Source organism: Enterobacter cloacae complex sp. ESBL7 (genome assembly GCF_041679625.1).
Lineage (GTDB): Bacteria > Pseudomonadota > Gammaproteobacteria > Enterobacterales > Enterobacteriaceae > Enterobacter > Enterobacter asburiae_B.
Genome location: NZ_JBGORN010000003.1, coordinates 413,621 through 440,604 on the forward strand (window position 1 = coordinate 413,621; position 26,984 = coordinate 440,604).

Genomic DNA, 26,984 nt, shown 5'->3' on the forward strand with positions numbered 1-26,984 from the left:
TCAGACAGCTAATTTTTAAAAGGATTTCCCACATGACCATCAACCTGAAAAACCGCAACTTCCTGAAACTGCTGGACTACACCCCGGCGGAGATCCAGTACCTGATCGACCTCGCCATCGAGCTGAAGGCCGCCAAAAAAGCCGGGCGCGAAAAGCAAACCCTGGTCGGGAAAAACATCGCCCTGATTTTTGAAAAAACCTCCACCCGCACCCGCTGCGCATTCGAAGTGGGCGCGTTCGACCAGGGCGCGCAGGTGACCTATCTCGGCCCAAGCGGCTCGCAGATCGGCCATAAAGAGTCGATGAAGGACACCGCCCGCGTGCTGGGCCGCATGTATGACGGCATCGAATACCGCGGCTACGGCCAGGCCATCGTCGAAGAGCTGGGCGAATACGCGGGCGTGCCGGTGTGGAACGGCCTGACCGACGAGTTCCACCCAACGCAGATCCTCGCCGACCTGATGACCATGCTGGAGCACGCGCCGGGCAAAACCCTGCCGGAGCTGAGCTTTGCCTACCTGGGCGACGCGCGCAACAACATGGGCAACTCGCTGATGGTCGGCGCGGCCAAGATGGGGATGGATATCCGCCTCGTCGCACCGAAATCCTTCTGGCCGGAAGCCGGGCTGGTTGAGCAGTGCCGCGCCATCGCGAAAGAGACGGGCGCGCGCATCACCCTCACCGACGACGTGGAAGAAGGCGTGCAGGGGACCGATTTCCTCTACACCGACGTGTGGGTCTCCATGGGCGAGCCGAAGGAGGCCTGGGCCGAGCGCGTCAGCCTGATGAAGCCGTATCAAATCAACGCGGACGTGATGAAGGCCACCGGCAACCCGAACGTCAAGTTTATGCACTGCCTGCCGGCGTTCCACAACGAACACACCAAAGTGGGCCGCGAGATCGAGATGGCCTACGGCCTGAAGGGGCTGGAGGTGACGGAAGAGGTCTTCGAATCACCGAACTCCATCGTCTTCGACGAAGCAGAGAACCGCATGCACACCATTAAAGCGGTCATGGTGGCGACACTCGGCGACTAATCACCGCCCGGCGCGCCGCGGGGTGCGCCGGGTTTAAGGAGAACATCATGGGCAAGTTTAAGTTTCCCTCCGCTTACACCATTCTCTTTTTCCTGATTGCCGTTGTGGCGGCGCTGAGCTGGGTCGTCCCCGCCGGTCAGTACCAGATGGCGATGAACGAAACCCTCGGTAAAGAAGTCCCGATTGCCGGAACGTACGCGCACGTGGCGGCACATCCGCAGGGGCTGGTTTCCGTCCTGATGGCGCCCATCGCCGGGCTGTACGATCCGGTCTCCGGCCAGGCCGGGGCAATCGACGTCGCGCTGTTTATCCTGATCATCGGCGGTTTTCTCGGGATCGTCACCAAAACCGGGGCGATTGACGCCGGGATCGAACGCGTCACCACCCGGCTTCGCGGGCGCGAGGAGTGGATGATCCCGATCCTGATGGCGCTGTTTGCCGCAGGCGGCACGATTTACGGCATGGCCGAAGAGTCGCTGCCGTTCTACACCCTGCTGGTACCGGTGATGCTGGCCGCCCGGTTCGATCCGGTTGTCGCCGCGTCCACCGTGCTGCTCGGGGCGGGGATCGGCACGCTCGGCTCTACCATTAACCCGTTTGCCACGGTGATCGCCGCCAACGCCGCCGGGATCCCCTTCACTAACGGCATCGCCCTGCGCGTGGCGCTGCTGGTCATCGGCTGGGTCATCTGCGTGGCGTGGGTGATGCGTTACGCCCGTAAGGTGCGCCAGGATCCGTCGCTGTCGATCGTCGCAGACAAACAGGAAGAGAACCGCGCCCACTTCCTCGGCGACAAGGGCGAACAGTCGCTGGAATTTACCCCGGTGCGCAAACTCATCCTGGTGATTTTCGCCCTCGCCTTCGCGGTGATGATCTACGGCGTGGCGGTGCTGGGCTGGTGGATGGCAGAGATCTCAGCGGTGTTTCTCGCCAGCGCGATTATCGTCGGCCTGATTGCCCGCATGAGCGAAGAGGAGCTGACGTCGACGTTTATCAACGGCGCGCGAGATTTGCTGGGCGTCGCGCTGATTATCGGCATCGCGCGCGGTATCGTAGTCATCATGGATAAGGGCATGATTACCCACACCATTTTGCACAGCGCGGAAGGGCTGGTCAGCGGGTTGTCCACGGTAGCGTTTATCAACGTGATGTACTGGCTGGAGGTCGTGCTGTCGTTTCTTGTGCCTTCTTCATCCGGCCTGGCCGTTCTGACGATGCCGATCATGGCGCCGCTTGCCGATTTCGCTAACGTCAACCGCGACCTGGTGGTGACGGCTTACCAGTCGGCCTCCGGCATCGTTAACCTCGTCACGCCCACTTCTGCCGTCGTGATGGGCGGGCTGGCCATCGCCCGCGTGCCCTACGTGCGCTATCTGAAATGGGTGGCGCCGCTGCTGGGCATTTTAACGGTGGTGATTATGGTGGCGTTAAGTCTGGGTGCCTTGTTGTGATTTGCCGGATGGCGCTGCGCTTATCCGGCCTACGGATCGGTGCGGTGCCACCGGTTATTTCAGGAACTGATATGGGAACTATGATGGATTACGAAGAGTACTCTCCCAAAGAGCAACTACAGCTGACGGTCTGCCAGCGCCTGATCGCAGAAAAGAGCTATCTCTCTCAGGAGGAGATCCGCCGGGATTTGCAGGAGCGTGGTTTTGAGACCATCAGCCAGTCCACCGTTTCACGTCTGCTTAAATTGCTCGGCGTCATAAAAATTCGAAATGCCAAAGGGCTAAAGATTTATTCGCTGAATCCCCAGCTGCGCCCTGCCCCCGACGCCGCGCGTACCGTGTCCGAAATGGTGGTCAGCGTCGAGCACAATAGCGAGTTTATCCTTGTTCATACCGTCGCCGGATATGGCCGCGCGGTGGCGCGTATTCTGGATTATCACCAGCTGCCGGAAATTTTAGGCGTGGTGGCCGGCAGCAGTATCGTCTGGGTCGCTCCCCGGGTCGTGAAGCGCACCGCACTGGTGCATAAGCAAATTAATTATTTACTCAGAACGCATTAATATTCATAAAGAACCGTTTGCATTGAGTAAAGCGTGCATTAAATCGCTTGATCCGAAAAGCGAGCTGCGTATAATGCCCGACAATTTGCCGGGAGGAAGCATGGTCAAGCGTGTACGACATAACGTCTTACCGCGTCTGAAATCAGACGCTGGCCTGCCGTTTTTCTTCCCGTTGCTAAACCTATTCCCAGAGCCCCTCATTTGAGGGGCTTTTTTTTGCCCGGCGTCAGGAGATAAACATGAATCCGCTTTATCAAAAACACATCATTTCCATAAACGACCTCAGCCGCGAAGAGCTGGAACTGGTTCTGGAAACCGCGGCAAAACTGAAGGCCAATCCGCAACCGGAGCTGCTGAAGCACAAGGTGATTGCGAGCTGCTTCTTCGAAGCCTCGACCCGCACCCGCCTCTCCTTTGAAACCTCCATGCACCGCCTGGGCGCGAGCGTGGTGGGCTTCTCGGACAGCAGCAACACGTCGCTGGGTAAAAAAGGCGAAACCCTGGCGGACACCATTTCAGTGATCAGCACCTACGTCGACGCGATTGTGATGCGTCATCCGCAGGAGGGCGCGGCGCGCCTGGCGACCGAATTTTCCGGCGGCATTCCGGTGCTGAACGCCGGTGACGGTGCCAACCAGCACCCAACGCAGACCCTGCTGGATCTGTTCACCATTCAGGAGACGCAGGGCAAGCTCGAGAACCTGAATATCGCCATGGTCGGCGACCTGAAGTATGGCCGCACCGTCCACTCCCTGACCCAGGCGCTGGCGAAATTTAACGGCAACCGCTTCTTCTTCATCGCGCCTGACGCGCTGGCGATGCCGCAGTACATTCTCGACATGCTGGATGAGAAAGGCATTCAGTGGAGCCTGCACGCCAGCATCGAAGAGGTGATGAGCCACGTGGATATTCTTTACATGACCCGCGTGCAGAAAGAGCGTCTGGATCCGTCCGAATACGCCAACGTGAAGGCGCAGTTCGTGCTGCGCGCCAGCGACCTCGAGGGGGCGCGCGACAACATGAAGGTGCTGCATCCGCTGCCGCGCATCGATGAGATCACCACAGACGTGGATAAGACTCCGCACGCCTGGTACTTCCAGCAGGCCGGAAACGGCATCTTCGCCCGCCAGGCGTTACTGGCACTGGTTCTGAATCGCGAATTGGCACTGTAAGGGGAAACGACCATGACACACGATAACAAACTCCAGGTTGAAGCCATCAAGCGTGGCACCGTGATTGACCACATCCCTGCGCAGGTGGGCTTTAAGCTGCTGACGCTGTTCAAACTGACCGAAACCGACCAGCGCATCACCATCGGCCTGAACCTGCCGTCGGGCGAGATGGGCCGCAAAGACCTGATTAAAATCGAGAACACCTTCCTGACCGACGAGCAGGTCAACCAGCTGTCGCTGTACGCGCCGGACGCCACCGTCAACCGCATCGACGAGTATGAAGTGGTCGGCAAATCCCGTCCGAGCCTGCCGGATCGCATCGAAAGCGTGCTGGTCTGCCCGAACAGCAACTGCATCAGTCATGCTGAGCCGGTTTCTTCCAGCTTTGCAGTGAAAAAACGCGCCGATGACATCGCGCTCAAATGCAAATACTGCGAAAAAGAGTTTTCTCATTATGTGGTGCTGGCCAACTAATTGAGGTTGGTAATGAAATCCCGGCTGTTATAATGGCCGGGAACATTCTTAACGCTGTAATTCTGGAGAAAACATGAGCAAAGTACTCGCGACGGAAAATGCACCAGCGGCTATCGGTCCTTACGTTCAGGGCGTTGATCTGGGTAGCATGATCATCACTTCCGGTCAGATCCCGGTGAACCCAAAAACCGGCGCGGTGCCGGAAGACGTTGCGGCACAGGCGCGTCAGTCCCTGGAAAACGTGCAGGCTATCGTTGAATCTGCCGGTCTGAAAGTGGGCGATATCGTGAAAACCACCGTTTTCGTGAAGGATCTGAACGATTTCGCGACCGTTAACGCCACTTACGAAGCGTTCTTCACCGAGCACAACGCCACCTTCCCGGCGCGCTCCTGCGTGGAAGTGGCCCGTCTGCCAAAAGACGTGAAAATTGAAATCGAAGCGATCGCCGTACGTCGCTAATTCGCGTTGGCGATAAAAAAGGCAGCCCAGGCTGCCTTTTTTGTTGCTTGCTACTGATTCCGCGTCGCCCTGAGCAGCGTCTCCAGCGGATAGACCGCCGCAATCACCACCTCGTCCTGAACCTTCGCCGCGTTATCCAGCTCGCTCTGAATCGAGGCTATCTCTTTATCATCCAGCGTGCCCTGGCGCGCGACCAGATCCGTCAGCCGCAGGCCAATGGAGGCCAGCTTATCCACCTCCTGGATCACCGGCTTCATCGCCTTCAGCTGATAGCTGTTTTCGCTTAACGCCAGCGCGTCGCTGGTGTTGCTCTGCCAGCGGTTAAAGACGTGGCGCAGCGCGTCGGCGCTTTCCGCGTCTTCCGCATCGCTCACCAGGCGGTCCGCCCATTTTTTCATCTGGCGCACGGTGGCGCTTTCGGCGTTCAGCGCATCGGCGAAGCGGTTGAGCGGTTCGAACTGATGATAATTTCCCGCCTGGAACTTCAGGTGCTGACGGGTGTAATACTGCGCGGGCTCTACCGCCTGAGCGAGGATCTGCAGCGGCAGCGTGTCGGCATTACCGGCAAGGCGCGTGAACTGCACCTGCTGCTGGGCATGCTGCTGCAGCCCGACAGACACCGTCGACCAGCTGTCCATCGCCTGCAGGCGGGTGTACATGTTATCGACGTCGTTGACGTCCTGCGCGGACCACAGCCGCTCCGCCACCGCAAAGGTGCGCGGCCACAGGCGGATATCCAGCACCGGCGCCACCACGTTTTCCGCCCACAGCGCGGCCTCCCCGCCGAGCAGGTTGGCCTGTTTCGCCACGTCCGGCACGACCGGCGGAATGCCTTTCGGCACCGCGTCCAGACGCGTGCCGCTGATTGGGTAACGCGTATTCCCCACCAGGAAATAGCCGGTGAGTTTGTCGTTATCGACGGAGACCACCGGGCGCGTCTCGCCCATCCAGGTGTCGACGGTAAACGTGACCTGGCTGTCATCGCGCCATTCAATATCCTGCACCGCGCGGCGCGATTTCCCGGCAAAATCAATAAACCCGCGCCAGCCTGAATCCCCTTTCACCAGCGTAAAGCTCCCCTCCACCGGCTTGCCCTTCAGGCGCGGCATGGAGAAGGCCCAGCTCTGGACGCTGTCGCTGTCGGCAATCACATCCACGCCGTTCAGCCCCTGCGGGACAATTTCGTTGCGGTAGTGATAGGCGGTGGACTGGGGCTGGTCGAGATAGAAACCGGTGGAGAGAATGCCCTTGTAGCCGTTCTGCGCCACCTGCCCCAGCGCGTCCTGCCCCTGCCAGGACTGGATCAGAATGCTTTTCGGCAGGTCGGGATGATAGATCTCATCCCAGCCGACCATCTGCCGGTGATGCTTCTCAAGGATCGTTTCCAGCCTGCGGTTGAAATACGCCTGCAGCGCGTGGCTGTCCGCCAGCCTGTTGTCGCGCATGAAGTTCTGGATCGCGGCGTTCGCTTTCCACTGGCTGTCATCGACCTCATCGCCGCCGATATGCAGATACGGATCGGGGAAGATCGCCGCCAGTTCGCTGACCATCGCGTCAGCAAAGGCGTAGGTTGCCTCTTTTGTGGGATCCAACACCGGCTTCAGCACGCCCCAGTGGCGCTCCATGGCGTACGGCCCCGGGGCGCTCATCAGCTCCGGATAGGCTACGGCAATCGCCGAGGCGTGGCCCGGCATGTCGATTTCCGGCACCACGCGAATGCCGCGCTCGGCGGCGTATCGCACCACCTCGCGCATCTGTTCAGGCGTGTAGTACAGCCCGTCGCTGGCAAGCTGCGTCAGCTTAGGGTAGCGCTTCGAGCTGAAGCGCCAGCCCTGGTCGTCGGTCAGGTGCCAGTGCAGGACGTTGAGCTTCGCCGCGGCCATGCCGTCGATCTGGCGCTTGATATCCGGCAGCGGAATAAAGTGACGCGCCGAGTCGAGCAGCAGCCCGCGCCACGGGAAGCGCGGCGAATCTTCAATGGTGACCCACGGCAGCGAGGTGTTTTCCGCGCCGTTCTGCATCAGCTGGAGCAGGGTTTCCATGGCGCGCAGCGCGCCGAAGCGGGTGTTGGCGGAGATATCGACGCCGCTGGCATTCACCGTGAGCCTGTAGCTTTCATCGCTGTCCGGCAGCGGCTGCGGCTTGACCTTTTTGGCAATCGCGATACGGATGGTCGGCTTTTCAGGCTTGTCGGCCTGCGGCTGCAGCGTCCAGCCGGTTTGCAGGGCCATGCGCTGGCGCAGGCGGTTGACGGCGTCACCGAGATCGTCCCCGCTGACGCTAATGGATACATTGTTGTTGAGCACCAGCGCGCCCTGAGTCGTCGGGCGTTCGACCTTCGCAGGCCAGGGCATCAAAGGGAGGTCGCCTGCCGGGGCGGCAAACGCAGAGGCGCCGAGCATCAGCCCGGCGGTTAAGAGACTGTACCGTAACATGAATGTTCCTTATCTGACGGGCCAAATAAAGGCAAAATATTCTGTTAACATGCGCTCAATTTGTCGTCAAGCGAATGCGCCGACGGAGATCACAGGTTGTTGAATTTGGGAGGAAAGCCAGCCCCCTCTCCCCAAAGGAGCGAGGGTGAAAGGCGGCACCGAGCGGTCCCCTCTCCCTTCCAGGGAGAGGGTTAGGGTGAGGGTAAAAAATTACTGCCATCCATACCGACGCGCATAGAATCCTTTCACCATCTGCGTCAGCACCATATAGCCCGCGAGGATTGCCACCAGCCACGGGAAATAGCTCAGCGGCAGCGCCTGAAGCTGCAGGTAGCCTGCCAGCGGCGAGAACGGCAGCGCGATACCGAGCGCCATCACAATGCCCGTCATCACAATCAGCGGCCACGCGGCGCGGCTCTGGATAAACGGAATGCGGCGGGTGCGGATCATGTGCACAATCAGCGTCTGCGACAGCAGGCCTACCACGAACCAGCCGGACTGGAACAGCGTCTGGTGTTCCGGGGTGTTGGCGTGGAACACAAACCACATCAGGCAGAAGGTCAGGATGTCGAAGATGGAGCTGATCGGCCCAAAGAACAGCATAAAGCGCCCCAGATCCGCAGGGTTCCAGTGCTGCGGCTTCTGGATCTGCTCGTCGTCCACGTTATCAAACGGGATCGCCACCTGAGACACGTCGTACATCAGGTTCTGGATCAGCAGATGCAGCGGCAGCATCGGCAGGAACGGCAGAAACGCGCTCGCCACCAGCACGCTGAAGACGTTACCGAAGTTGGAGCTGGCGGTCATTTTGATGTACTTGAGCATGTTGGCAAAGGTGCGGCGTCCTTCGATCACGCCCTCCTCCAGCACCATCAGGCTCTTTTCCAGCAGAATGATATCCGCCGCCTCGCGGGCAATATCCACCGCGCCATCGACGGAGATACCGATGTCCGCCGCACGCAGCGCGGGCGCGTCGTTGATGCCGTCGCCCATAAAGCCCACCACGTGCCCTTCACGCTTGAGCAGGGTGACGATGCGCTCTTTGTGCATCGGCGTCAGGCGGGCAAACAGCGTGGTACGCCGGGCAAGCTTCGCCAGCTCGTCATCGGACAGGTGCTCGATATCGCTCCCCACCACCACGTCGCCCGCGTCCAGCCCCACTTCATGGCACACTTTGGCCGCCACCAGCTCGCTGTCGCCGGTGAGAATTTTGACGGTAATACCGCTCGCCTTCAGCGCTTTCAGCGCCGGCGCGGTGGTCTCTTTCGGCGGATCGAGGAAGGCGATGTAGCCCTCGAGGATTAGATCGGATTCGTCGATACGCTGATAGTCACCCTCGCGCGCGGGCAGGAACTTGCTCGCGACCGCCACCACGCGCAGCCCCTGACGGTTCAGGTTGTCGGTGACGCGCTTGATGCGGCGCAGCATGGTGTCGTCCAGCGGCACGATGTCGCCGTTATAGCGAACCTGCGTCGACACGTTGAGGATCTCCTGCAGCGCCCCTTTGCAGATCAGCTGATGCACGTCCGTCTGCTCGCTCACCACCACCGACATGCGGCGGCGCTCGAAGTCGAACGGGATCTCATCCACCTTCTGCCAGCGCCCGGAGAGCGTGCGGGCGGATTCCTCATCCACCCCTTCCAGCACCGCGACGTCGAGCAGGTTTTTCAGCCCGGTCTGGTAATGGCTGTTCAGCCACGCGCTGTGCAGGACGCGCTCGCTGGTTTTGCCGGAGATATCGGTGTGGTTCTCCAGCACGATTTTGTCCTGCGTCAGGGTGCCGGTTTTATCGGTGCAGAGGATGTCCATCGCGCCAAAGTTTTGAATGGCGTCGAGGTGTTTAACGATCACTTTCTGTTTAGAGAGCTTCACCGCCCCGCGCGCCAGCGTGGAGGTGACGATCATCGGCAGCATTTCCGGCGTCAGGCCAACGGCCACGGAGAGCGCGAACAGGGCCGCTTCCCACCAGTCGCCTTTGGTGTAGCCGTTGATCAGCAGCACGATCGGCGTCATCACCATCATAAAGCGGATCAGCAGCATGCTGACGCGGCCAATCCCTTTCTGAAAGGCGTTTGGCTCGCTCTCCTGCTCGCTGACGCGCCCGGCAAGCTGACCAAACCAGGTGTTGCCCCCGGTGGCGGTGACAATCGCCTGCGCCGTACCGCTCACCACCGTGGTGCCCATAAAGCACAGGGTGTCGCACTCGAGCGGGTTCATCTGCTGCGGGTCGCGGCTGCGCGCCACCTTTTCAACGGGCAGGGATTCCCCGGTCAGGGAGGCCTGGGCGACGAACAGATCGCGCGCCTGGATGATGCGTAAATCCGCCGGGATCATGTCCCCCGCGGCCAGCTTCACCAGATCGCCCGGCACCAGCTGGTCGATCGGCAGCTCCACCCAGGCGTTTTCGCCGAGATCGTTAATCACGCGCGAGACGGTCGCGGTGTTGCTGACCATCGCCTTCAGGGCATCCGCCGCTTTGGTGGAGCGGGCCTCCTGAATAAAGTTCAGCAGCGTGGAGATACCCACCATCAGGGCAATCACCCCTGCGGCAAACAAATCTTCCGTCGCGTAGGAGATGAGGCCGAGCACGGTCAGCAGCAGGTTGAACGGGTTGCGGTAGCAAAGCCACAGGTGCACCCACCACGGAGACGGCTTCTGCGCCGGGATCTGGTTATCGCCGTGCACGGCGCGGATTTTTTCCACTTCGGCCGCGTTTAGCCCTTCCGGGTGTCCGCCGAACGCGCGCCAGACTTCGTTTTCATCCATCGCCGCCACGTTCAGGCAGCGTTCGGTCAGGGACGAGGGGATCGCCGCCCCCGCCATGTTTTTGGCGTTTGGCAGCGGGTCGCGCTGAACAAGACGGTGTGGCAGGTGGCGGCTCAGCAGGGCCTGCAGCTGCCGGGTGATATTTTTAAACATAGTCATTCCTCCGCATCCGCGAATGCGGACGCAGCAATTCCTTCAGGCGTGGCAAGGCCGTACCTGAGAGGCACTCAATTTTTCAAGCAGGAACGTTTAAGACGTTGCTGCCTCACGCCGGTGAGACAGCAAAAGCTGGCTTACCGGAAAGAACGCATTCTCCCGTTCAGGAGAGGTGTGGGATCGGGATCCATGAAGCCTCCGGTAAGTACAAAGTAGGGTGTCGCCGCGCAGTACAGGGATTTAGGCATACCCTTTATGACGATTCGGGCGGTATTATACCCCCCTGCAAATAAACCGAACGTAAACCAGACTTTGCCCATAGCGAAATCGCGCTATAGCATTAGGCTCAATTCACTACATCGTCGTTGTTACAGGGAATACAGCATGCAGAACCGCCTTACGATTAAAGACATCGCGCGTTTAAGCGGCGTGGGGAAATCGACCGTCTCACGCGTGCTGAACAACGAAAGCGGCGTCAGCGAACGCACCCGCGAGCGCGTTGAGGCGGTCATGAATCAGCACGGTTTTTCCCCTTCCCGCTCCGCGCGCGCCATGCGCGGGCAGAGTGACAAAGTCGTCGCCATCATTGTCTCGCGTCTGGACTCTCTGTCTGAAAACCTCGCCGTGCAGACCATGCTGCCCGCCTTCTACGAGCAGGGGTATGATCCGATCATGATGGAGAGCCAGTTCTCTGTGCAGCTGGTTGAAGAACATCTGGGTATGCTCCAGCGGCGCAACATTGACGGCGTGGTGCTGTTTGGTTTTACCGGCATTAAGGACGAGATGCTGAAACCCTGGCAGCCTTCGCTGGTGCTGCTGGCGCGCGATGCCCACGGGTTTGCCTCCGTCTGCTATGACGACGAGGGCGCGATTATCACCCTGATGCAGCGCCTGTTTGACGAAGGCCATCGCCACATCAGCTTCCTCGGCGTCCCGCACGCGGACGTCACCACCGGCAAGCGCCGTCATGAGGCCTATCTGGCCTTTTGCAAAAAGCACAATCTCTCCGCCGTGGCCTCCCTGCCGGGGCTGGGCATGAAGCAGGGCTACGAGCAGGTCGCCAGCGTTCTGACGCCGCAGACCACGGCGCTGGTGTGCGCCACGGATACCCTGGCGCTGGGTGCCAGCAAATTTCTGCAGGAGCAGCGCATCGATAACCTGCAGGTGGCGAGCGTCGGCAGCACGCCGCTGATGAAATTCCTGCACCCGGAGATCATCACCGTCGATCCTGGCTACGCCGAGTCCGGCAGACAGGCCGCCGCGCAGCTGATCGAGCAGATAAACGGGCGTTCAGAGCCTCGTCAGATCGTCATTCCCGCTCACCTTTCGTAACCCCTCTTAAACAGATTATTGTGATCTTCGCCTGATTTCGGGAACGTTCCCATTTTCGCCGTCACGCTGAAGGAGTAGGCTTGCGCTCAGGTCATTACACCCCTCACCATCTGTCATGAGGTTTCATGATGAGTAAAGTCAAACAAGCAGATATTGATCAGTTGATCGTCCTAGTCGGCGGCCGCGAGAACATCGCTACCGTCAGCCATTGCATTACCCGCCTGCGCTTCGTGCTGAACGATCCGGCCAAAGCCAACCCGAAGGCCATTGAAGAACTTTCTATGGTCAAAGGCTGCTTCACTAACGCCGGGCAGTTCCAGGTCGTTATTGGTACCGAAGTGGGCGATTACTATCAGGCTCTGCTGGCGACAACCGGGCACTCTTCTGCCGATAAAGAGCAGGCGAAGAAGGCCGCGCGCCAGAATATGAAGTGGCACGAGCAGCTGATTTCCCACTTCGCGGAAATTTTCTTCCCGCTGCTGCCCGCGCTGATCAGCGGGGGCTTAATCTTAGGCTTCCGTAACGTCATCGGCGATGTGCCGATGAGCGACGGCAAAACCCTGGCGCAGATGTATCCGGCGCTGAAAACCGTTTACGATTTTCTGTGGCTGATTGGCGAGGCGATCTTCTTCTATCTGCCGGTCGGGATTTGCTGGTCCGCGGTGCGCAAAATGGGCGGCACGCCGATTCTCGGAATCGTGCTGGGCGTCACGCTGGTCTCTCCACAGTTAATGAACGCTTACTTACTTGGTCAGCAGGTGCCTGAAGTGTGGAACTTCGGCCTGTTTACCATCGCCAAAGTGGGCTATCAGGCGCAGGTCATTCCGGCATTACTGGCCGGTCTGGCACTGGGCTTTATTGAAACGCGCCTGAAACGCATCGTGCCCGATTACCTCTATCTGGTGGTGGTGCCGGTCTGCTCGCTGATCCTGGCGGTGTTCCTGGCGCACGCCTTTATCGGTCCGTTTGGCCGCATGATCGGCGACGGCGTGGCCTTCGCGGTGCGTCACCTGATGACCGGCAGCTTCGCGCCGATTGGAGCCGCGCTGTTTGGCTTCCTGTACGCCCCGCTGGTGATCACCGGCGTGCACCAGACCACGCTGGCTATCGACATGCAGATGATCCAGAGCCTCGGCGGCACGCCGGTCTGGCCGATTATCGCCCTGTCTAACATTGCGCAGGCGTCGGCGGTTACCGGCATCATCATCGTCAGCCGTAAGCACAACGAGCGTGAGATCTCCGTTCCGGCAGCCATCTCTGCCTACCTCGGCGTCACCGAACCGGCGATGTACGGTATCAACCTGAAATACCGCTTCCCGATGCTCTGCGCGATGATCGGTTCCGGTCTGGCGGGCCTGGTGTGTGGTCTGAACGGCGTTATGGCGAACGGGATTGGCGTCGGCGGCCTGCCGGGCATTCTCTCCATCCAGCCCGCTTACTGGCAGGTGTTTGCCCTGGCGATGGCCATCGCGATCATCGTCCCAATGGCGCTCACCACCGTGGTTTACCAGCGTAAGTTCCGTCAGGGCTCGCTGCAGATTGTTTAACTTCTTCTTTCGGGGCGCAGTTGCGCCCCTTCGCATTTGCAGGAACGCACTATGAATACCCTTCCTCACTGGTGGCAGAACGGCGTCATCTATCAGATTTACCCAAAGAGTTTCCAGGACACCACCGGCAGCGGCACCGGCGATCTGCGCGGCGTGACGCAGCGTCTGGACTACCTGAAAACCCTCGGCATCGACGCCATCTGGCTGACGCCGTTTTATATCTCCCCGCAGGTGGATAACGGCTACGACGTGGCGAATTACACCGCCATCGACCCGGCTTACGGCACGCTGGATGATTTCGACGAGCTGGTTGCCCGGGCGCACGAGCGCGGCATCCGTATCGTGCTGGATATGGTGTTTAACCACACCTCCACGCAGCACGCCTGGTTCCGCGAGTCGCTGAACAAAGAGAGCCCGTACCGCCAGTTCTACATCTGGCGCGACGGCACGCCGGAGCAGCTTCCCAACAACTGGCGCTCCAAGTTTGGCGGCAACGCCTGGCGCTGGCACGCCGAGAGCGAGCAGTATTACCTGCATCTGTTCGCCCCGGAGCAGGCGGATCTCAACTGGGAGAACCCAGAAGTGCGCGCCGAGCTGAAAAAGGTGTGCGAGTTCTGGGCCGATCGCGGCGTCGACGGCTTGCGTCTCGACGTGATTAACCTGATTTCGAAAGATCAGGATTTCCCGGACGACAACACCGGAGACGGCCGCCGCTTCTACACCGACGGGCCGCGCGTTCACGAATATCTGCAGGAGATGAGCCGGGACGTCTTCACCCCGCGCAACCTGATGACGGTGGGCGAGATGTCCTCGACCTCACTGGAGAACTGCCAGCAGTACGCCTCGCTCGACGGACGCGAGCTGTCGATGACCTTTAACTTCCACCACCTGAAGGTGGACTACCCCGGCGGCGAAAAATGGACGAAGGCGAAGCCGGACTTCGTGGCGCTGAAAACCCTCTTCCGCCACTGGCAGCAGGGGATGCACAACAGGGCGTGGAACGCGCTGTTCTGGTGTAACCACGATCAGCCGCGCATCGTGTCGCGCTTTGGTGACGAAGGGGAATACCGCGTACAGGCCGCGAAGATGCTCGGCATGGTGCTGCACGGCATGCAGGGCACGCCGTATATCTACCAGGGCGAGGAGCTGGGGATGACCAACCCGCACTTCAGCCGCATCACCGACTATCGCGACGTGGAAAGCCTGAACATGTTCGCCGAACTGCGCGCCAACGGCCGCGAACCGGATGAATTACTGGCGATTCTGGCGAGTAAGTCCCGCGATAACGGGCGAACCCCAATGCAGTGGGACGCTTCGCACAATGCGGGCTTTACCGAGGGCGAGCCGTGGATTGGCGTCTGCGACAATTACGAGACGGTGAACGCCCGCGCCGCGCTCGACGACCCGGATTCGGTGTTCTACACCTACCGGTCGCTGATCGGCCTGCGTAAAACCTTGCCGGTGCTGACGTGGGGAGATTATGAGGATCTTCTGCCGGAACATCCTTCTCTTTGGTGCTACCGTCGTCAGTGGCAGGGGCAGACGCTGATGGTGGCGGCAAACCTGAGTAATATACCGCAGGAATGGCAGGCAGACGCTCTCAGCGATAGGTCGCAGGTGGTGATAAGTAACTACCCGGCACCGCAAACGACATCGCTGCGTCCGTTTGAAGCCGTCTGGTGGTTGCAGCAGTAACTCTCTCTACCGGGTGCGGTTCAGCACCCGGCTTACTTTACTGTTTTTGTTGAGTAAATAATCAGATTTTTCTCTCGCGCCTTTACAATCGCTGTAGCGCCCGTCGTTTGTACTCTCGTCTTTTTACTTTGTTCTGCATCAAATAAATCGCAAACATGTTTGATGCAAATCACTATATGTAGCACTTAAAATGCACGCCGACCCAACATCTTGTATTTATCGTCTACTATTCCAACAACAAGACGGCGCTTACGCTGGCCGGAATTGTGGATAACACGAGCTGGGAACGCGGGAAGTCTTTGGCCCGGCGGGGAATATGCCCGGTTATGACTTCTCCACCTCTGTGGATAACCTGTTTTCAAAAAATGGAGTGATCATGACACCGCATGTGATGAAACGTGATGGCTGTAAAGTGCCGTTTAAATCAGAGCGCATCCAGGAAGCCATTCTGCGTGCAGCTAAAGCAGCGGGAGTCGATGACGCAGATTACTGCGCCACCGTCGCAGAAGTCGTTAGTAGCCAGATGAACGAACGCAGCCAGGTCGATATCAGTGAGATCCAGACCGCGGTTGAGAACCAGCTGATGGCGGGGCCCTACAAGCAGCTGGCGCGCGCCTACATTGAGTACCGTCACGATCGTGACGTGCAGCGTGAGAAGCGCGGTCGTCTGAACCAGGAGATCCGTGGCCTGGTGGAGCAGACCAACTCCGCCCTGCTCAATGAAAACGCCAACAAAGACAGTAAAGTGATCCCGACCCAGCGCGACCTGCTGGCCGGTATCGTCGCCAAACACTATGCCCGTCAGCACCTGCTGCCGCGCGACGTGGTCTCGGCGCACGAGCGCGGTGAAATTCACTACCACGATCTCGACTATTCGCCGTTCTTCCCGATGTTCAACTGCATGCTGATCGACCTGAAAGGCATGCTGACCCACGGTTTTAAAATGGGTAACGCCGAGATTGAACCGCCTAAATCAATCTCCACGGCCACCGCCGTCACCGCGCAGATTATCGCCCAGGTCGCCAGCCATATTTACGGCGGCACCACGATTAACCGCATTGATGAAGTGCTGGCCCCGTTCGTGACGGCAAGCTTCAACAAGCATCGTAAAACGGCCGAAGAGTGGCAGATCCCGGACGCCGACGGCTACGCGCACTCCCGCACCGAGAAAGAGTGCTACGACGCCTTCCAGTCGCTGGAGTATGAAGTGAACACGCTGCATACCGCCAACGGCCAGACGCCGTTTGTAACCTTCGGGTTTGGTCTGGGCACCAGCTGGGAATCGCGCCTGATCCAGCAGTCCATTCTGCGCAACCGCATTTCCGGCCTCGGTAAAAACCGCAAAACGGCGGTGTTCCCGAAACTGGTGTTCGCCATTCGCGACGGCCTGAACCACAAGTTTGGCGATCCGAACTACGACATCAAACAGCTGGCGCTGGAGTGCGCGAGCAAGCGCATGTATCCGGACATCCTGAATTACGACCAGGTTGTGAAAGTGACCGGCTCGTTTAAAACGCCAATGGGCTGCCGCAGCTTCCTCGGCGTGTACGAAGATGAAAACGGCGAGCAGATCCACGACGGGCGCAACAACCTGGGCGTCATCAGCCTGAACCTGCCGCGCATCGCGCTGGAGGCGAAAGGCAATGAAGCGGAATTCTGGACGCTGCTGGACGAGCGCCTGCAGCTGGCGCGTAAGGCGCTGATGACCCGTATTGCACGTCTGGAAGGGGTCAAGGCCCGCGTCGCACCGATCCTCTATATGGAAGGGGCCTGCGGCGTACGTCTGAAAGCGGACGATGACGTGTCGGAGATCTTCAAAAACGGTCGCGCGTCCATTTCGCTGGGCTATATCGGTATTCACGAGACCATCAACGCCCTGGCGGGCGATACGCATATGTACGACAGCGAGGCCCTGCGTGAGAAAGGCATCGCCATCGTTCAGCGCCTGCGCGACGCGGTTGACCAGTGGAAAGAGGAAACCGGCTACGGGTTTAGCCTCTACAGCACGCCGAGCGAGAACCTGTGCGACCGCTTCTGCCGTCTGGATACCGCCGAGTTCGGGATTGTGGAAGGCGTGACCGACAAAGGGTATTACACCAACAGCTTCCACCTCGACGTGGAGAAAAAGGTGAACCCGTACGACAAGATCGACTTCGAAGCGGCCTATCCGCCGATCGCCAGCGGCGGCTTCATTTGCTACGGCGAGTACCCGAACATTCAGCACAACCTGAAGGCGCTGGAAGACGTGTGGGATTACAGCTATCAGCACGTGCCGTATTACGGGACCAACACGCCAATCGACGAGTGCTACGAGTGCGGCTTTACCGGTGAGTTCGAGTGTACGAGCAAAGGCTTTACCTGCCCGAAATGCGGCAACCACGATGCGGCTCGCGTCTCCGTGACCCGTCGCGTGTGCGGCTATCTCGGCAGCCCGGACGCGCGTCCGTTTAACGCCGGGAAGCAGGAAGAGGTGAAGCGTCGCGTGAAGCATTTGGGGAATGGGCAGATCGGGTAAGTTCTGCGCAGGGTTCTCCCCCTCACCCTACCCCTCTCCCTCAAGGGAGAGGGAACTCTTCCCCCTCTCCCTGTGGGAGAGGGTCGGGGTGAGGGCATCAGCGCGCACAAATTCTCTGGACATTTTCTATGCGATACCATCAATACTACCCCGTCGACATCGTCAACGGCCCCGGCACCCGCTGCACCCTGTTCGTTTCAGGCTGCGTCCACGAATGCCCCGGCTGCTATAACAAAAGCACCTGGCGCTTAAATTCCGGCATGCCGTTCACCGCCGAAATGGAAGACCGGATCGTCAACGACCTGAACGATACGCGCATCAAACGCCAGGGGATTTCGCTCTCCGGCGGCGACCCCCTGCACCCACAAAACGTGCCGGATATCCTGAAGCTGGTGAAACGCATTCGCCGCGAATGTGCAGGCAAAGATATTTGGGTCTGGACGGGATATAAGCTGGATGAACTCAATGCGCAGCAAAGAGAAGTAGTGGATCTGATTAACGTCCTGGTCGACGGCAAGTTCGTGCAGGATTTAAAAGACCCGGCCCTGATCTGGCGCGGCAGCAGCAATCAGGTTGTGCACCATTTGCGTTGAACAAAGGCGGATGTTATCCGTCCGCCCTTACCTCAAAACCGACTCAAACTCTCCATCGCCACCGCCTTAAACCCGGCAAAATCTCCGCAGCTACAGAGCCGCGACATCGCCCGCTCACGCAGAAAAGTGACGAAGATATCGTAAATCGCCATCGCCTCTTCGTATTCGCTTTTGCTGATGGCGAGCAGGAAGATGACGTGCGCGGTTTCGTCGCCCCACTGTATGCCGTGCGGGGCGAGCACGGTATAGACCACGGTTTTCTGCGCTAAAAGGCCGAGGGAGTGCGGCAGCGCGATGCCGTCGCCGAGCATGGTGCTGACGATGGCTTCACGCTCGACGACAGAATCCAGGAACTCCGCGCCGACAAACCCCTCGCCTTCAAGCTGCGCGCACAGTTCACGGAACAGCGTTTGCTGGTCAACGGGCTTGTCGATAATGCGGAAATGGGCCGCGTCGAAGTATTTATCCAGCATCCACGGGCGGGTGCGGTCCACCAGCACCAGCTTGCCGATCTGCTCTAACTGATAATCGGTCGGGAACGGGGCGATCATCACCACCGGTTTGGATTTTTCGCTCACGCGGGCGGTGGAAATGACAAAGTCCTCGCCGATGGAATCCGCCAGCTCGTACTCGCGCAGGGTGAGCGTGCGGGCCACCTCAATCTGCGGGTACTTGCGCTGGAGCACCGCCTCGATCATGCGGACCATGGCATTCCCGGCGTCGCATACCAGCAGCACCCGCGGCTGGCGCTGGTAGCCGATGTTGTAATGGCGCTCCAGCCCGACGCCGATATGCAGCACCAGGAAGCCAATCTCGTTTTCGCTGATCACATACGGCGTGTATTTTCCCCAGCTCGACACCGCCGCGAGGGTCATGTCCCACGCCATCGGGTAGTGCTGCTTGATGTTATCCAGCAGCGGATTGGGGATCATAATTTGATACCGCACGCGGGTGATCATGGTTTTGATGTGCGTGAGCAGGTCAGCGTGCAGCTGCTCGTCGCTGAGCAGATTGTAGTTATAGTGGGTGTTGATATAGCGCAGGATGTAGTTGACCAGCGCTTCGTCGTCATCAGCGTTAATGGCGCTCGGGGCAATCTCCTGGATCTGCCGCGCCGCAATGTGCACGCAGAGCCAGCTCTCCTCCGAAGGTGAAAGCGCTTTGCCCGCCAGCTGCTGGATAGTGACGGCGATATCCTTCGCCGCCTCGCGCACGTTCTCTTCCACGTCTTCGGCATGGAATTCCGGCAGCGGATAGCCCTCGCTGATGCGCCGCACCGACACTGCGCAGTACAGGCGCAGGAACAGCTCGCCTTCGTCGGTCAGACGGATGTGATGACGCGTCAGCGCCTCGTGCAGCACGGGCACCATCTGCTCCGCCACGCCTGCATTCAGCGCCACGTCGGTCACCAGCGGATTCAGGCTGTCCTGCTGCGCCAGCTCCCAGAGCAGATCGGTCAGGCAGGCGCGGGTCGACATCTCGCTGCCAAACAGCTTCATGCCGTGGCGCGGACGCGTTTCCAGCGTCAGGTTATAGCGGTGAAACCACTCGCGGACTTCGGCCATGTCGCTCTGCAGCGTGGCGCGGCTGACGAACCACTCGTCCGCCAGATCCTCGAGCTTAAGAGAAAATGCCGAGGTCAGAAAACGCACCACCAGATAGTGCACGCGCTCCGGCCCGGTCCGGGGAATACGCAGCGCGCGCGGGTGGGATGCCCGCAGCTGCTGGTAGCGCTGGGCATCATCAATTTTGAGCTGATAGCCGTTGCCCCGGCTCAATATAAACTGCGCGCCGTGGCCTGCCAGCAGCGCGTTCAGGGCGGTGATATCGGCACGGACGGTTCGCGTGGAGACCGACAGCCGCTGCGCCAGCTCGTCCTGCGGCAGCGTCTCGTTTTGCAACAGATCGAACAGTTGCGCTAAACGTTGGTTCGGAAATCGCACGGGTTTGTCCTCTTACAGCTTAAGGTGAAATGACCATCTGGGATGGGCTGCCGACCGGGGTATAGTCCGGCTCGAAGCTTAATTTCCCGTCCTGCGCCACGCGGAAACGGGTGATGTTGTCGCTGCGCTGGTTCATGACGTACAGCCAGCGTCCCTGCTTATCGAGCGTCAGGGTGCGCGGGTAGTCGCCGCGCGTCCACACGTCGTCCTGATGCGTCAGCGTGCCCTCCGCTGTTACGGTAAAGTGCCCGATGCTGTTATGCAAACGGTTAGCCACATACAGCTGTTTACCGTCGGCGCTTAATGCGAGCCCGGCAGCAAAGCTGGTGCCTTTGTAACCTTCCGGCAGGGCTGAGAGCGTTTTGCCCTCTTTCAGGGTGCCGTTGGCGTTCACGGTATAATGGGTGAGCGTAGACGCCTCTTCGTTAATCAGCCACAGGGCATCGCCTTTTGGCGTAAAGACAAAGTGGCGCGGCCCGGCGCCTTTTGAGGAGGCGCTGATAAACGGCGGATCGTTCGGCGTCAGCTTCCCTGTTCGATCGTCAAAACGGTACTGGTAGAGGCGATCCAGCCCAAGATCGGTGGAAAACACGTATTTCCCGCTCGGATCGGCGGCGATCATGTGCGCGTGGGGGCCGTTATGATCGCTGATGGCAAAGCTGCCCTCCGCTGCCGCTTCCGGCTTCGCCGCGCCCGGTTCGCCCTGATCCTGATGTGTGTCCGTCGCCTCACCCAGGCTGCCGTCTGCTTTAACGGGCAGCACTGCGATAGATCCGCTGACATAGTTCGCCACCAGCAGATGACGACCGTTCGGCGTCAGCGACAGGTAAACCGGCCCCGCGCCGCCGGAGGCCACCTGATTCAGCTCGCTCAGCTGGCCGTTATCCCCCACCCGCAGCGCCTGCACCACGCCCTGCTCCACTTCGCTTGCCAGATAGAGCGTTTTGCCGTCGTGCGAGACGGCCAGCTGCGCGGCGTTCGGCAGCCTGCTCACCAGCGTTTTATTCGCCAGCGCGCCGCTTTGCGGGTCAACGGTAAAGCGGTACAGCCCTTCGCCGTTGGGGTTGTAGGTGCCCACCCAGGCGTACTGCGGCTGGGCGATAGCGGCGGTGGCGAGCATTGAGAGTGAAGCAACAAGCAGGGTACGGGTGTGCATGGTGGCTCCTTTAGGTTTGTGCGGAGTTCCCCCCTCACCCTAACCCTCTCCCCAAAGGGGAGAGGGAACGATTACACCCTCTCCCCTTTGGGGAGAGGGCTGGGGTGAGGGGTGTTGTTTTTGTTACTTCACCAGCTTCTTCGTCATCGCAAGCAGCGTACGCACGTCTTCCGGGCGCGTGTCGCCGCTGGCTTTGTCGATAATCGAGCTGTAGATATGTGGGATGATTTTGCTCACGCCCGCGTCGAGGGCGATCTGCAGGATCTCCTCATAGTTTTCCAGATCGATACCTCCGGTTGGCTCCAGCCAGAAGTCGTGACGGGCGCAGGCTTCCGCCACCGCTTTGTACTCATCACGGCACTTGAGGCCGCCCATCGGGAAGTATTTGATGGAGCTGCCGCCGAAATCCTTCAGCAGGGCAATCGCGGTTTCAACCGGTACGATGCCGTCCGGTGCGTTGCTGCTCAGCGGTCCGGTGGAGATTTTGACCATGCCCACGGTGCCGGTCGGAGAGACCAGGCCGTTGACCACCGACTCATTCTGCCCCAGCAGCGCGCGGCTGGTGGCCACGCCGGTGAAGACCTGGTTGACGTGCTGCGGCTGCACCTGACGGGAGATTTCACTCACCATAGCAGACTGGTTCGGATCGCCCGCGCCCAGCCCAACGGAGAGCGCGTTATCGATCAGCGCGGCATATTCACGCATATCGGCAACGGCGCTCGCCACGTCCGGGTAATTTTTGGAGAGCACGCCCACCAGCACGTGACCTTCCGCCGCCTCGTAAATGGCGCTGGCGTTGGCTTTCGATCCTGCCAGCACGTTCAGGCAGACGCGGTCACGGTAAAAGTTGGGGGTCAGTTTCATGCTTTTTTCTCCTGTCCTAATACTTCGCTAATGCGGCGGTACACGATGTTCAGCTGGTCAGCATTCACGCTGCGCACGTCCGCCTCGATAATCCCTTCGTTGGCCTTGTAGCCACGGAAGTAAATGGCGTATTCGCCCTGCTTGAGCTTCGCCACCAGATCGCCCGTGCCGACGCCCGTTGCGGCTTCGTCGAACTTGATCTCGGTGCGCGCGATATCGCGACCGGCGCTGTCCCAGACCACGCGCGCGGTCACGCCGTTCAGGGTGTTGAGCGCCTCGATAAACGGCGTCATCTTCGCCACCATCTCGGCCCCGCTCTCTTTGGTCGCCGTCAGGTAGTGTTCGATGGCGCAGGTCAGGCCAAGAATGCCCTCTTTGCCCACCTTCATCGCGCGGCCAATGCCCGCCGTCTGGCGCTTCACCCACTCAACGTACTGGGTTTTGCCGATCACCAGCCCGCTGGTTGGGCCTTCAATCGCCTTCGCGCCGCTGTAGATCACCAGGTCCGCGCCGGATCGGTAGTACGCGTGCAGATCTTCTTCCGCCGCCGCATCGACGATCAGCGGGAGATCGTGCTTGCGCGCCACCACCGCCGCCTGCTCGACGCTGAGCATGCTTTTCTGCACGCAGTGGTGAGATTTGATGTAGAGGATCGCCGCCGTGCGCGGGGTGATCGCCGCCGCCAGCTGATCGGCGGAGCATTCGTTGGCGTAGCCCGCCTCCACCAGCTTGCCCCCGCCCAGCGCCACCATGGTGCCCACCGGCGCGCCAAAGTTCACATTGTGGCCTTTCGGCAGGACGATTTCGTTGTTCTCAATCGGGGTCACGTGCAGGTTTTCCAGCAGCCAGTCGCTGTCTTTGACCAGCACCGCCGCCACGGACTGGGCTATGCCCGCCGACGCGCAGGAGACCACCGTCGCGCCTTCCACATCCAGCAGCTTCGCGATGTATTCCCCGGTTTTGTTGACCAGATCCTTCATCTCGAAATAGTGATTCATGCCGTCCATCGCCGCCTGCACCACTTCCGGGCGCGGCGTGGAGACGCCCAGCGCCGTCATGCGGCCGGAGGTGTTGATAACCTGCTTTAAATGGTACTTCTCATAAATCGAAGGCATGTTCCGTGCTCCCTTGTTCGGTCATGTAGCCCTTGCCCGCGCGGATCGCGGCAAGCGGCACCAGAATGTGTTCAGCCTGCAGGCTGTCGTTTTCGGCATCCGTCAGCACCGTCGGCTGGCGTTTAATCGTAAACAGCGTCAGGTCGGCGTCGAGACCCGGCTGGATGCGGCCCTTGCGCGCCAGGCGCAGGCCGTCGGCGGCGTTCGCGGTGACGCAGTCAATCACCTGCGGCAAGGACATGCCGATGGCGAGAAACTTCGACATCACGCTTGCCAGCGAGCCGACCGGCCCGTTGATGCGGTTGCGGCAGTAGATATCCGAGCTGATGGTGTGCGGCAGAATGCCCATCGCGATGGCGCGTTTCGCCACCTCAAAGCTGAAGCTCGCCGTGCCATGGCCGACGTCCAGACGCACGCCGCGCTTCAGGGCGGAGGTGATGGAGGCGCGCAGCTCGCCGGAGGGCGTCAGAATGCGGTTGGGTTTGCCGTTGTAGCAGTGGGTGATGATGTCGCCGGAGCTCAGCAGCTCGGCAATTTCGTCGAGGTTCGGCGGGTTGTTGCCAATGTGCACCATCAGCGGCAGGTCGCCGTTCTCTTTCTGAATGGCTTTGGCGCGCTCCAGCGGCGTGATGCCGTTTTCACCGACCACGCTGCTGCTCATGCGCGCCTTCAGGCCGACGATAAAATCAGGGTGGCGCTTCACCGCCTGCTTCACCGCGTCGGCGTCAATATTCGCCATGTTTGCCAGCTCGTTCTGGGCAATCAGCCCCACGCGGGAGATGTTCAGCAGGGCAAATACCTCGGTAGAGGCTTTACGGGTGATTTCGTAGAAATCGTCCACGTCGTCGGCACCGGTACTGCCCGCGTCCACCACGGAGGTGACGCCGTTGGCAATACCCACGCTGTCCGGCTCGTCGTGGTAAATCGGGGAGTTCGGGTAACAGTGAACGTGGGAGTCAATCCAGCCTGCGCTGACGAACACGTCGCCGTTCAGCTCAACCGTTTTATGCGCGGGGGCGTCAATCTCGCCCAGCGCCGCGATCTTCCCGTCCTGAATGGCGATATCGGTCAGGGTATCGTCGGCAAGGCGCGCACGGCGCAGGAGTAAATCAAACATGAGGATCTCCTGATAAGGCGGGCGCCTGAGCGCCCGCGGGTATTAAAGGGCGACCGGGAACAGCCAGCCCAACAGCATTGCGCCGAGGATCGCGCCACCGGTGATCGGCTTCTGCCAGATGTAGAACACCAGCGCACCCAGCAGGGAACCGACGCCGATAGGAATGGAGGCGGTCATGGCGCTGAGGATAATCAACGGCCCGAGGAAGCGGCCGGAGGCGTTACCCGCGCCCATCATCACGTCTGCACCGTAGGTGGAGTTGCTCTGGTTGATGGTGAACTTACGCGCCAGGATGATGACGTAACCAATCGCCAGACCAATCACCAGGCCGGTAATCAGCGCGGCAATGAAGTTGGTCACCGGGAACATGATGCCCGCGCCCAGCAGCAGCGCCGGAACGCCGAGGCCCACGCCGGTCTGGATCGCGCCGCCGATGTCGAGAATACCCACCAGCGACCCTTCGATAATACGGGCGAACAGGAAGCTCGCGCCGAACGCCGCCACCGCGCCGTAAACGCCGGTATCGATCCCCGCTTTCAGCATCGCCACGAAGGCCACTTCGTTAAACGCGCCGATGCCGTAGAGGTAGTACATGTGCGTCCCGGCGAAAACGCCGGAGGAGAGCAGGCCAACGAAGATCGGGAACGACCAGTCGGCATACCAAAAACCTTTATTCTGTTCCATTTAGAGGCTCCTGTTATTTACCGCTGAGCGAGTTGTGGATCATGTCGAGCCAGTTCGGCACGGTCAGATGGAAGGATTCGATCATCTTCATGTCGAAGCCGCGGAAGAAGCCGCTCAGCACGAAGAGCAGGACGATCGCCGCCATCATCACTTTGGTGACGTGGTTCCAGCCGCTCTCTTCGACGCCTTTCCCGATCAGGATCCCCAGCACCAGGCCCGGTACGGCGTTCCCCATAATCAGCTGCGCCGCGCCGCCAAAGATGGTGGCCCAGAAGCCCGATTTTTTACCCGCGTCGATAGCTGCCAGCCAGAAGATCACCGGCATCACGGTGTTCACCAGCAGGTTTGCCGCCGGTACCAGCACCTTCACGGCGGTGACCTGAAGCGCTGCCGGAACGGAGGAGGCGGTCAGGTTCAGGAAGGTGACGACGAGCATGCCGATCACGCCGCAGGCAATCGCCATTTTGCGCGGGTCGTGCAGCGTTTCGCCGACGTTACGGTTTTTGATCATCAGCGCAGCAGCACCCCAGTTCGGGATGATGCGGTGGTCAACGTCCTGTGTGAAGGCACCTGCGGCCACGGAAGAGGCCCAGGCGTTAAAGAAGAAACCTAACCCAAAGGAGAAGTGGGACGCCGGATCCCCTTCACAGGAGTTCAGTTCCCCCAACGTACGAAACGCGCCCATACCCTGAGTGGTAGGCGCATGAAACATGCGTGCAGCCCCGGCTCCGACACCGACGCCAACCAGGCCGCCAATGATGAGCGATTTTATTAATATAATTAAGAACATCAGTCTGCCCTTTTATGAATAATCAGCGTTGCGTGACGAAATCCACCTGGTCAAGATTGATAGCGGTCACGTTGACGGTCACATCCAGCTCCACGCTGTAGGTGCGTCTTTCCCGGCGCAGAAAGAAGAACAGAAACGCTTCTTTTCGCACCGCTTCTTGCGCCTGAACGACCTGCACATCCTGTGGCTCAATACGCAGTAAGATATGCGGTGAGGCTTTCATCACCGCGGCCTGAACGTGGTTGAGCGCGTCGGCAAAGGCGCGCGCTTTGGCGTCGCCTTTGCCCTTCACTCTCACCGTGGTTGTGAACTGTTCTTTCATGCTTATGCGCCGTATTTCTTCTGCCACGCCTGCACCAGACGCTCGCCCAGCTCTTCTTTATCCATAAAGCCGAAGCCCAGCACGTTGCAGCCTTCGTTGATGGCGGTCACGCCCTCTTCCACGGAACGCATGCCGTATTTGGCCTTGTAGCCATATTTGGTTTGGGCAGTGATGGCACCCGCGCCGCCGCTGCCGCAGAAGGAGATGCCGAAGGTGGCGTTTTCCGCTTTCATCACGTCGCCGAGCTTCATGTCCGCCGCCATGCCCGGCACAACCACCGCGCGTCCACCTGCTTTTTCCACACCGGCAGCCACTTTCTGACCTTTGCCCAGGCGATCGCCAATCACGACTGTAATCTGTTCCATGTGTTGCTCCTTAAAGGTTGTCTTTCGCGACTTCAAAGTGAACGGAGAGCAGCCAGGCTTCTTCATCAGGAAGATTGCCAAACTGCGCGACCACTTCACGGGCGAGCCGCATTGAATCCGGTGAAATTTCGTCAAACAGCTCTGCTTCAACCTCCGGCAGCGGCTCGCCGGTCACGGACCGGTGCGCCATTGCGCGCACGTGGGAGGTGAGCATCTGCTCCTGTACCGCATTGGGGATGATGTTGTTTCGGGCCAGCAGGGCATAAACCTGCTGCAGCATGGTGTTCGCGAGCTGTTCTGTTTGCTCCGCCTGTTCCCCAACGTCGTTCATTACCGCTCCGTTAATCACTGGTCTTACCCCGTTAATGGCTCTGGAATAAAACTAACGTTGGGGGGGAATTGTTTGTAGCGAGTTGTTTTCCACTTCGAAGTGGA

The 26,984-nt window shown here is 59.8% G+C and carries 24 protein-coding genes and 1 pseudogene; 12 read left to right on the plus strand and 13 right to left on the minus strand.

Going from position 1 to position 26,984, the window contains the following annotated elements; genetic code table 11:
- Positions 1-32: 32 nt before the first annotated feature.
- From argF to ACERY3_RS15355, 3 genes are all read left to right on the plus strand, one after another.
- Positions 33-1,037, plus strand: coding sequence for an ornithine carbamoyltransferase (argF, locus tag ACERY3_RS15345; protein ID WP_032647051.1), 1,005 nt, complete (start codon positions 33-35; stop codon positions 1,035-1,037).
- Positions 1,038-1,084: 47 nt separating this feature from the next.
- Positions 1,085-2,488: a YfcC family protein gene (locus tag ACERY3_RS15350; RefSeq protein WP_236902425.1), complete on the plus strand. Its 1,404-nt coding sequence runs from the start codon at positions 1,085-1,087 to the stop codon at positions 2,486-2,488.
- Positions 2,489-2,568: 80 nt separating this feature from the next.
- On the plus strand, positions 2,569-3,048 hold the full coding sequence (locus ACERY3_RS15355; protein WP_029739272.1) for an arginine repressor: 480 nt from the start codon (positions 2,569-2,571) through the stop codon (positions 3,046-3,048).
- Between the two features lie 3 nt (positions 3,049-3,051).
- On the opposite strand, the pseudogene ACERY3_RS15360 reads toward ACERY3_RS15355, so the two are convergent.
- A pseudogene (locus ACERY3_RS15360) lies at positions 3,052-3,169 on the minus strand (hypothetical protein).
- Here ACERY3_RS15360 and ACERY3_RS15365 point away from each other — a divergent pair.
- From ACERY3_RS15365 to ridA, 4 genes are all read left to right on the plus strand, one after another.
- Positions 3,149-3,253 carry a pyrBI operon leader peptide gene (locus ACERY3_RS15365; protein WP_022646880.1) on the plus strand — a complete coding sequence of 35 codons (105 nt, stop codon included), beginning with the start codon at positions 3,149-3,151 and terminating at the stop codon, positions 3,251-3,253. The pseudogene ACERY3_RS15360 and the gene ACERY3_RS15365 sit on opposite strands and share 21 nt — an antisense overlap.
- Before the next feature lie 34 nt (positions 3,254-3,287).
- Positions 3,288-4,220, plus strand: a complete 933-nt coding sequence (pyrB, locus tag ACERY3_RS15370; RefSeq protein WP_023310198.1) for an aspartate carbamoyltransferase — start codon at positions 3,288-3,290, stop codon at positions 4,218-4,220.
- Between the two features lie 12 nt (positions 4,221-4,232).
- Complete coding sequence (gene pyrI / locus ACERY3_RS15375) at positions 4,233-4,694, plus strand: aspartate carbamoyltransferase regulatory subunit (RefSeq protein WP_023310197.1); 462 nt, start codon at positions 4,233-4,235, stop codon at positions 4,692-4,694.
- A gap of 73 nt (positions 4,695-4,767) precedes the next feature.
- A complete protein-coding gene (ridA, locus tag ACERY3_RS15380; RefSeq protein ID WP_008501391.1) occupies positions 4,768-5,154 on the plus strand; it encodes a 2-iminobutanoate/2-iminopropanoate deaminase in 387 nt (128 codons plus the stop codon).
- Positions 5,155-5,204: 50 nt separating this feature from the next.
- Here ridA and ACERY3_RS15385 read toward each other — a convergent pair whose 3' ends face one another.
- Together ACERY3_RS15385 and mgtA are read right to left on the minus strand one after the other, a co-directional pair.
- The gene (locus ACERY3_RS15385; RefSeq protein WP_373225944.1) at positions 5,205-7,589 is read right to left on the minus strand and encodes a beta-N-acetylhexosaminidase; all 2,385 of its coding nucleotides are present in this window, start codon (positions 7,587-7,589) and stop codon (positions 5,205-5,207) included.
- Positions 7,590-7,799: 210 nt separating this feature from the next.
- Positions 7,800-10,508, minus strand: a complete 2,709-nt coding sequence (gene mgtA / locus ACERY3_RS15390; RefSeq protein WP_373225945.1) for a magnesium-translocating P-type ATPase — start codon at positions 10,506-10,508, stop codon at positions 7,800-7,802.
- A gap of 387 nt (positions 10,509-10,895) precedes the next feature.
- Here mgtA and treR point away from each other — a divergent pair, with 387 nt between their 5' ends.
- The 5 genes from treR to nrdG all read left to right on the plus strand — a co-directional run bounded on the left by treR (position 10,896) and on the right by nrdG (position 18,193).
- Entirely contained in the window at positions 10,896-11,843 is a 948-nt protein-coding gene (gene treR, locus ACERY3_RS15395; RefSeq protein ID WP_047059516.1) for a trehalose operon repressor TreR, read from the plus strand.
- A 128-nt stretch (positions 11,844-11,971) separates the two neighbouring features.
- The gene (gene treB, locus ACERY3_RS15400; RefSeq protein WP_023310193.1) at positions 11,972-13,390 is read left to right on the plus strand and encodes a PTS trehalose transporter subunit IIBC; all 1,419 of its coding nucleotides are present in this window, start codon (positions 11,972-11,974) and stop codon (positions 13,388-13,390) included.
- Positions 13,391-13,441: 51 nt separating this feature from the next.
- Entirely contained in the window at positions 13,442-15,085 is a 1,644-nt protein-coding gene (gene treC, locus ACERY3_RS15405) for an alpha,alpha-phosphotrehalase (protein ID WP_064673140.1), read from the plus strand.
- A gap of 376 nt (positions 15,086-15,461) precedes the next feature.
- On the plus strand, positions 15,462-17,600 hold the full coding sequence (nrdD, locus tag ACERY3_RS15410; RefSeq protein WP_032662478.1) for an anaerobic ribonucleoside-triphosphate reductase: 2,139 nt from the start codon (positions 15,462-15,464) through the stop codon (positions 17,598-17,600).
- Between the two features lie 128 nt (positions 17,601-17,728).
- Entirely contained in the window at positions 17,729-18,193 is a 465-nt protein-coding gene (gene nrdG / locus ACERY3_RS15415) for an anaerobic ribonucleoside-triphosphate reductase-activating protein (protein WP_048977027.1), read from the plus strand.
- A gap of 32 nt (positions 18,194-18,225) precedes the next feature.
- Here nrdG and ACERY3_RS15420 read toward each other — a convergent pair whose 3' ends face one another.
- From ACERY3_RS15420 to ACERY3_RS15465, 10 genes are all read right to left on the minus strand, one after another.
- Positions 18,226-20,136, minus strand: a complete 1,911-nt coding sequence (locus ACERY3_RS15420; protein ID WP_373225946.1) for a transcription antiterminator — start codon at positions 20,134-20,136, stop codon at positions 18,226-18,228.
- Between the two features lie 19 nt (positions 20,137-20,155).
- Positions 20,156-21,292, minus strand: coding sequence for a lactonase family protein (locus ACERY3_RS15425; RefSeq protein WP_373225948.1), 1,137 nt, complete (start codon positions 21,290-21,292; stop codon positions 20,156-20,158).
- A gap of 123 nt (positions 21,293-21,415) precedes the next feature.
- Positions 21,416-22,156 carry a KDGP aldolase family protein gene (locus tag ACERY3_RS15430; RefSeq protein ID WP_029739262.1) on the minus strand — a complete coding sequence of 247 codons (741 nt, stop codon included), beginning with the start codon at positions 22,154-22,156 and terminating at the stop codon, positions 21,416-21,418.
- The gene (locus ACERY3_RS15435; RefSeq protein WP_045888480.1) at positions 22,153-23,271 is read right to left on the minus strand and encodes a DgaE family pyridoxal phosphate-dependent ammonia lyase; all 1,119 of its coding nucleotides are present in this window, start codon (positions 23,269-23,271) and stop codon (positions 22,153-22,155) included. Before ACERY3_RS15435 ends, ACERY3_RS15430 begins: the two co-directional genes overlap by 4 nt.
- A complete protein-coding gene (locus ACERY3_RS15440) occupies positions 23,255-24,388 on the minus strand; it encodes an amidohydrolase/deacetylase family metallohydrolase (RefSeq protein WP_373225949.1) in 1,134 nt (377 codons plus the stop codon). The genes ACERY3_RS15435 and ACERY3_RS15440 overlap by 17 nt, the downstream gene beginning before the upstream one ends.
- 42 nt (positions 24,389-24,430) lie before the next feature.
- A complete protein-coding gene (locus ACERY3_RS15445) occupies positions 24,431-25,072 on the minus strand; it encodes a DUF4310 family protein (protein ID WP_023310183.1) in 642 nt (213 codons plus the stop codon).
- A 13-nt stretch (positions 25,073-25,085) separates the two neighbouring features.
- Positions 25,086-25,862: a DUF4311 domain-containing protein gene (locus tag ACERY3_RS15450; protein ID WP_023310182.1), complete on the minus strand. Its 777-nt coding sequence runs from the start codon at positions 25,860-25,862 to the stop codon at positions 25,086-25,088.
- A 22-nt stretch (positions 25,863-25,884) separates the two neighbouring features.
- Positions 25,885-26,184 (minus strand): DUF4312 family protein, encoded by a 300-nt coding sequence (locus ACERY3_RS15455; protein ID WP_006810338.1) that lies wholly within the window; start codon positions 26,182-26,184, stop codon positions 25,885-25,887.
- A gap of 2 nt (positions 26,185-26,186) precedes the next feature.
- Positions 26,187-26,549 (minus strand): SFCGS family glycine-rich protein, encoded by a 363-nt coding sequence (locus tag ACERY3_RS15460; RefSeq protein WP_023293430.1) that lies wholly within the window; start codon positions 26,547-26,549, stop codon positions 26,187-26,189.
- A 10-nt stretch (positions 26,550-26,559) separates the two neighbouring features.
- On the minus strand, positions 26,560-26,898 hold the full coding sequence (locus ACERY3_RS15465; protein WP_025911967.1) for a glycine dehydrogenase: 339 nt from the start codon (positions 26,896-26,898) through the stop codon (positions 26,560-26,562).
- Positions 26,899-26,984: the final 86 nt, after the last annotated feature.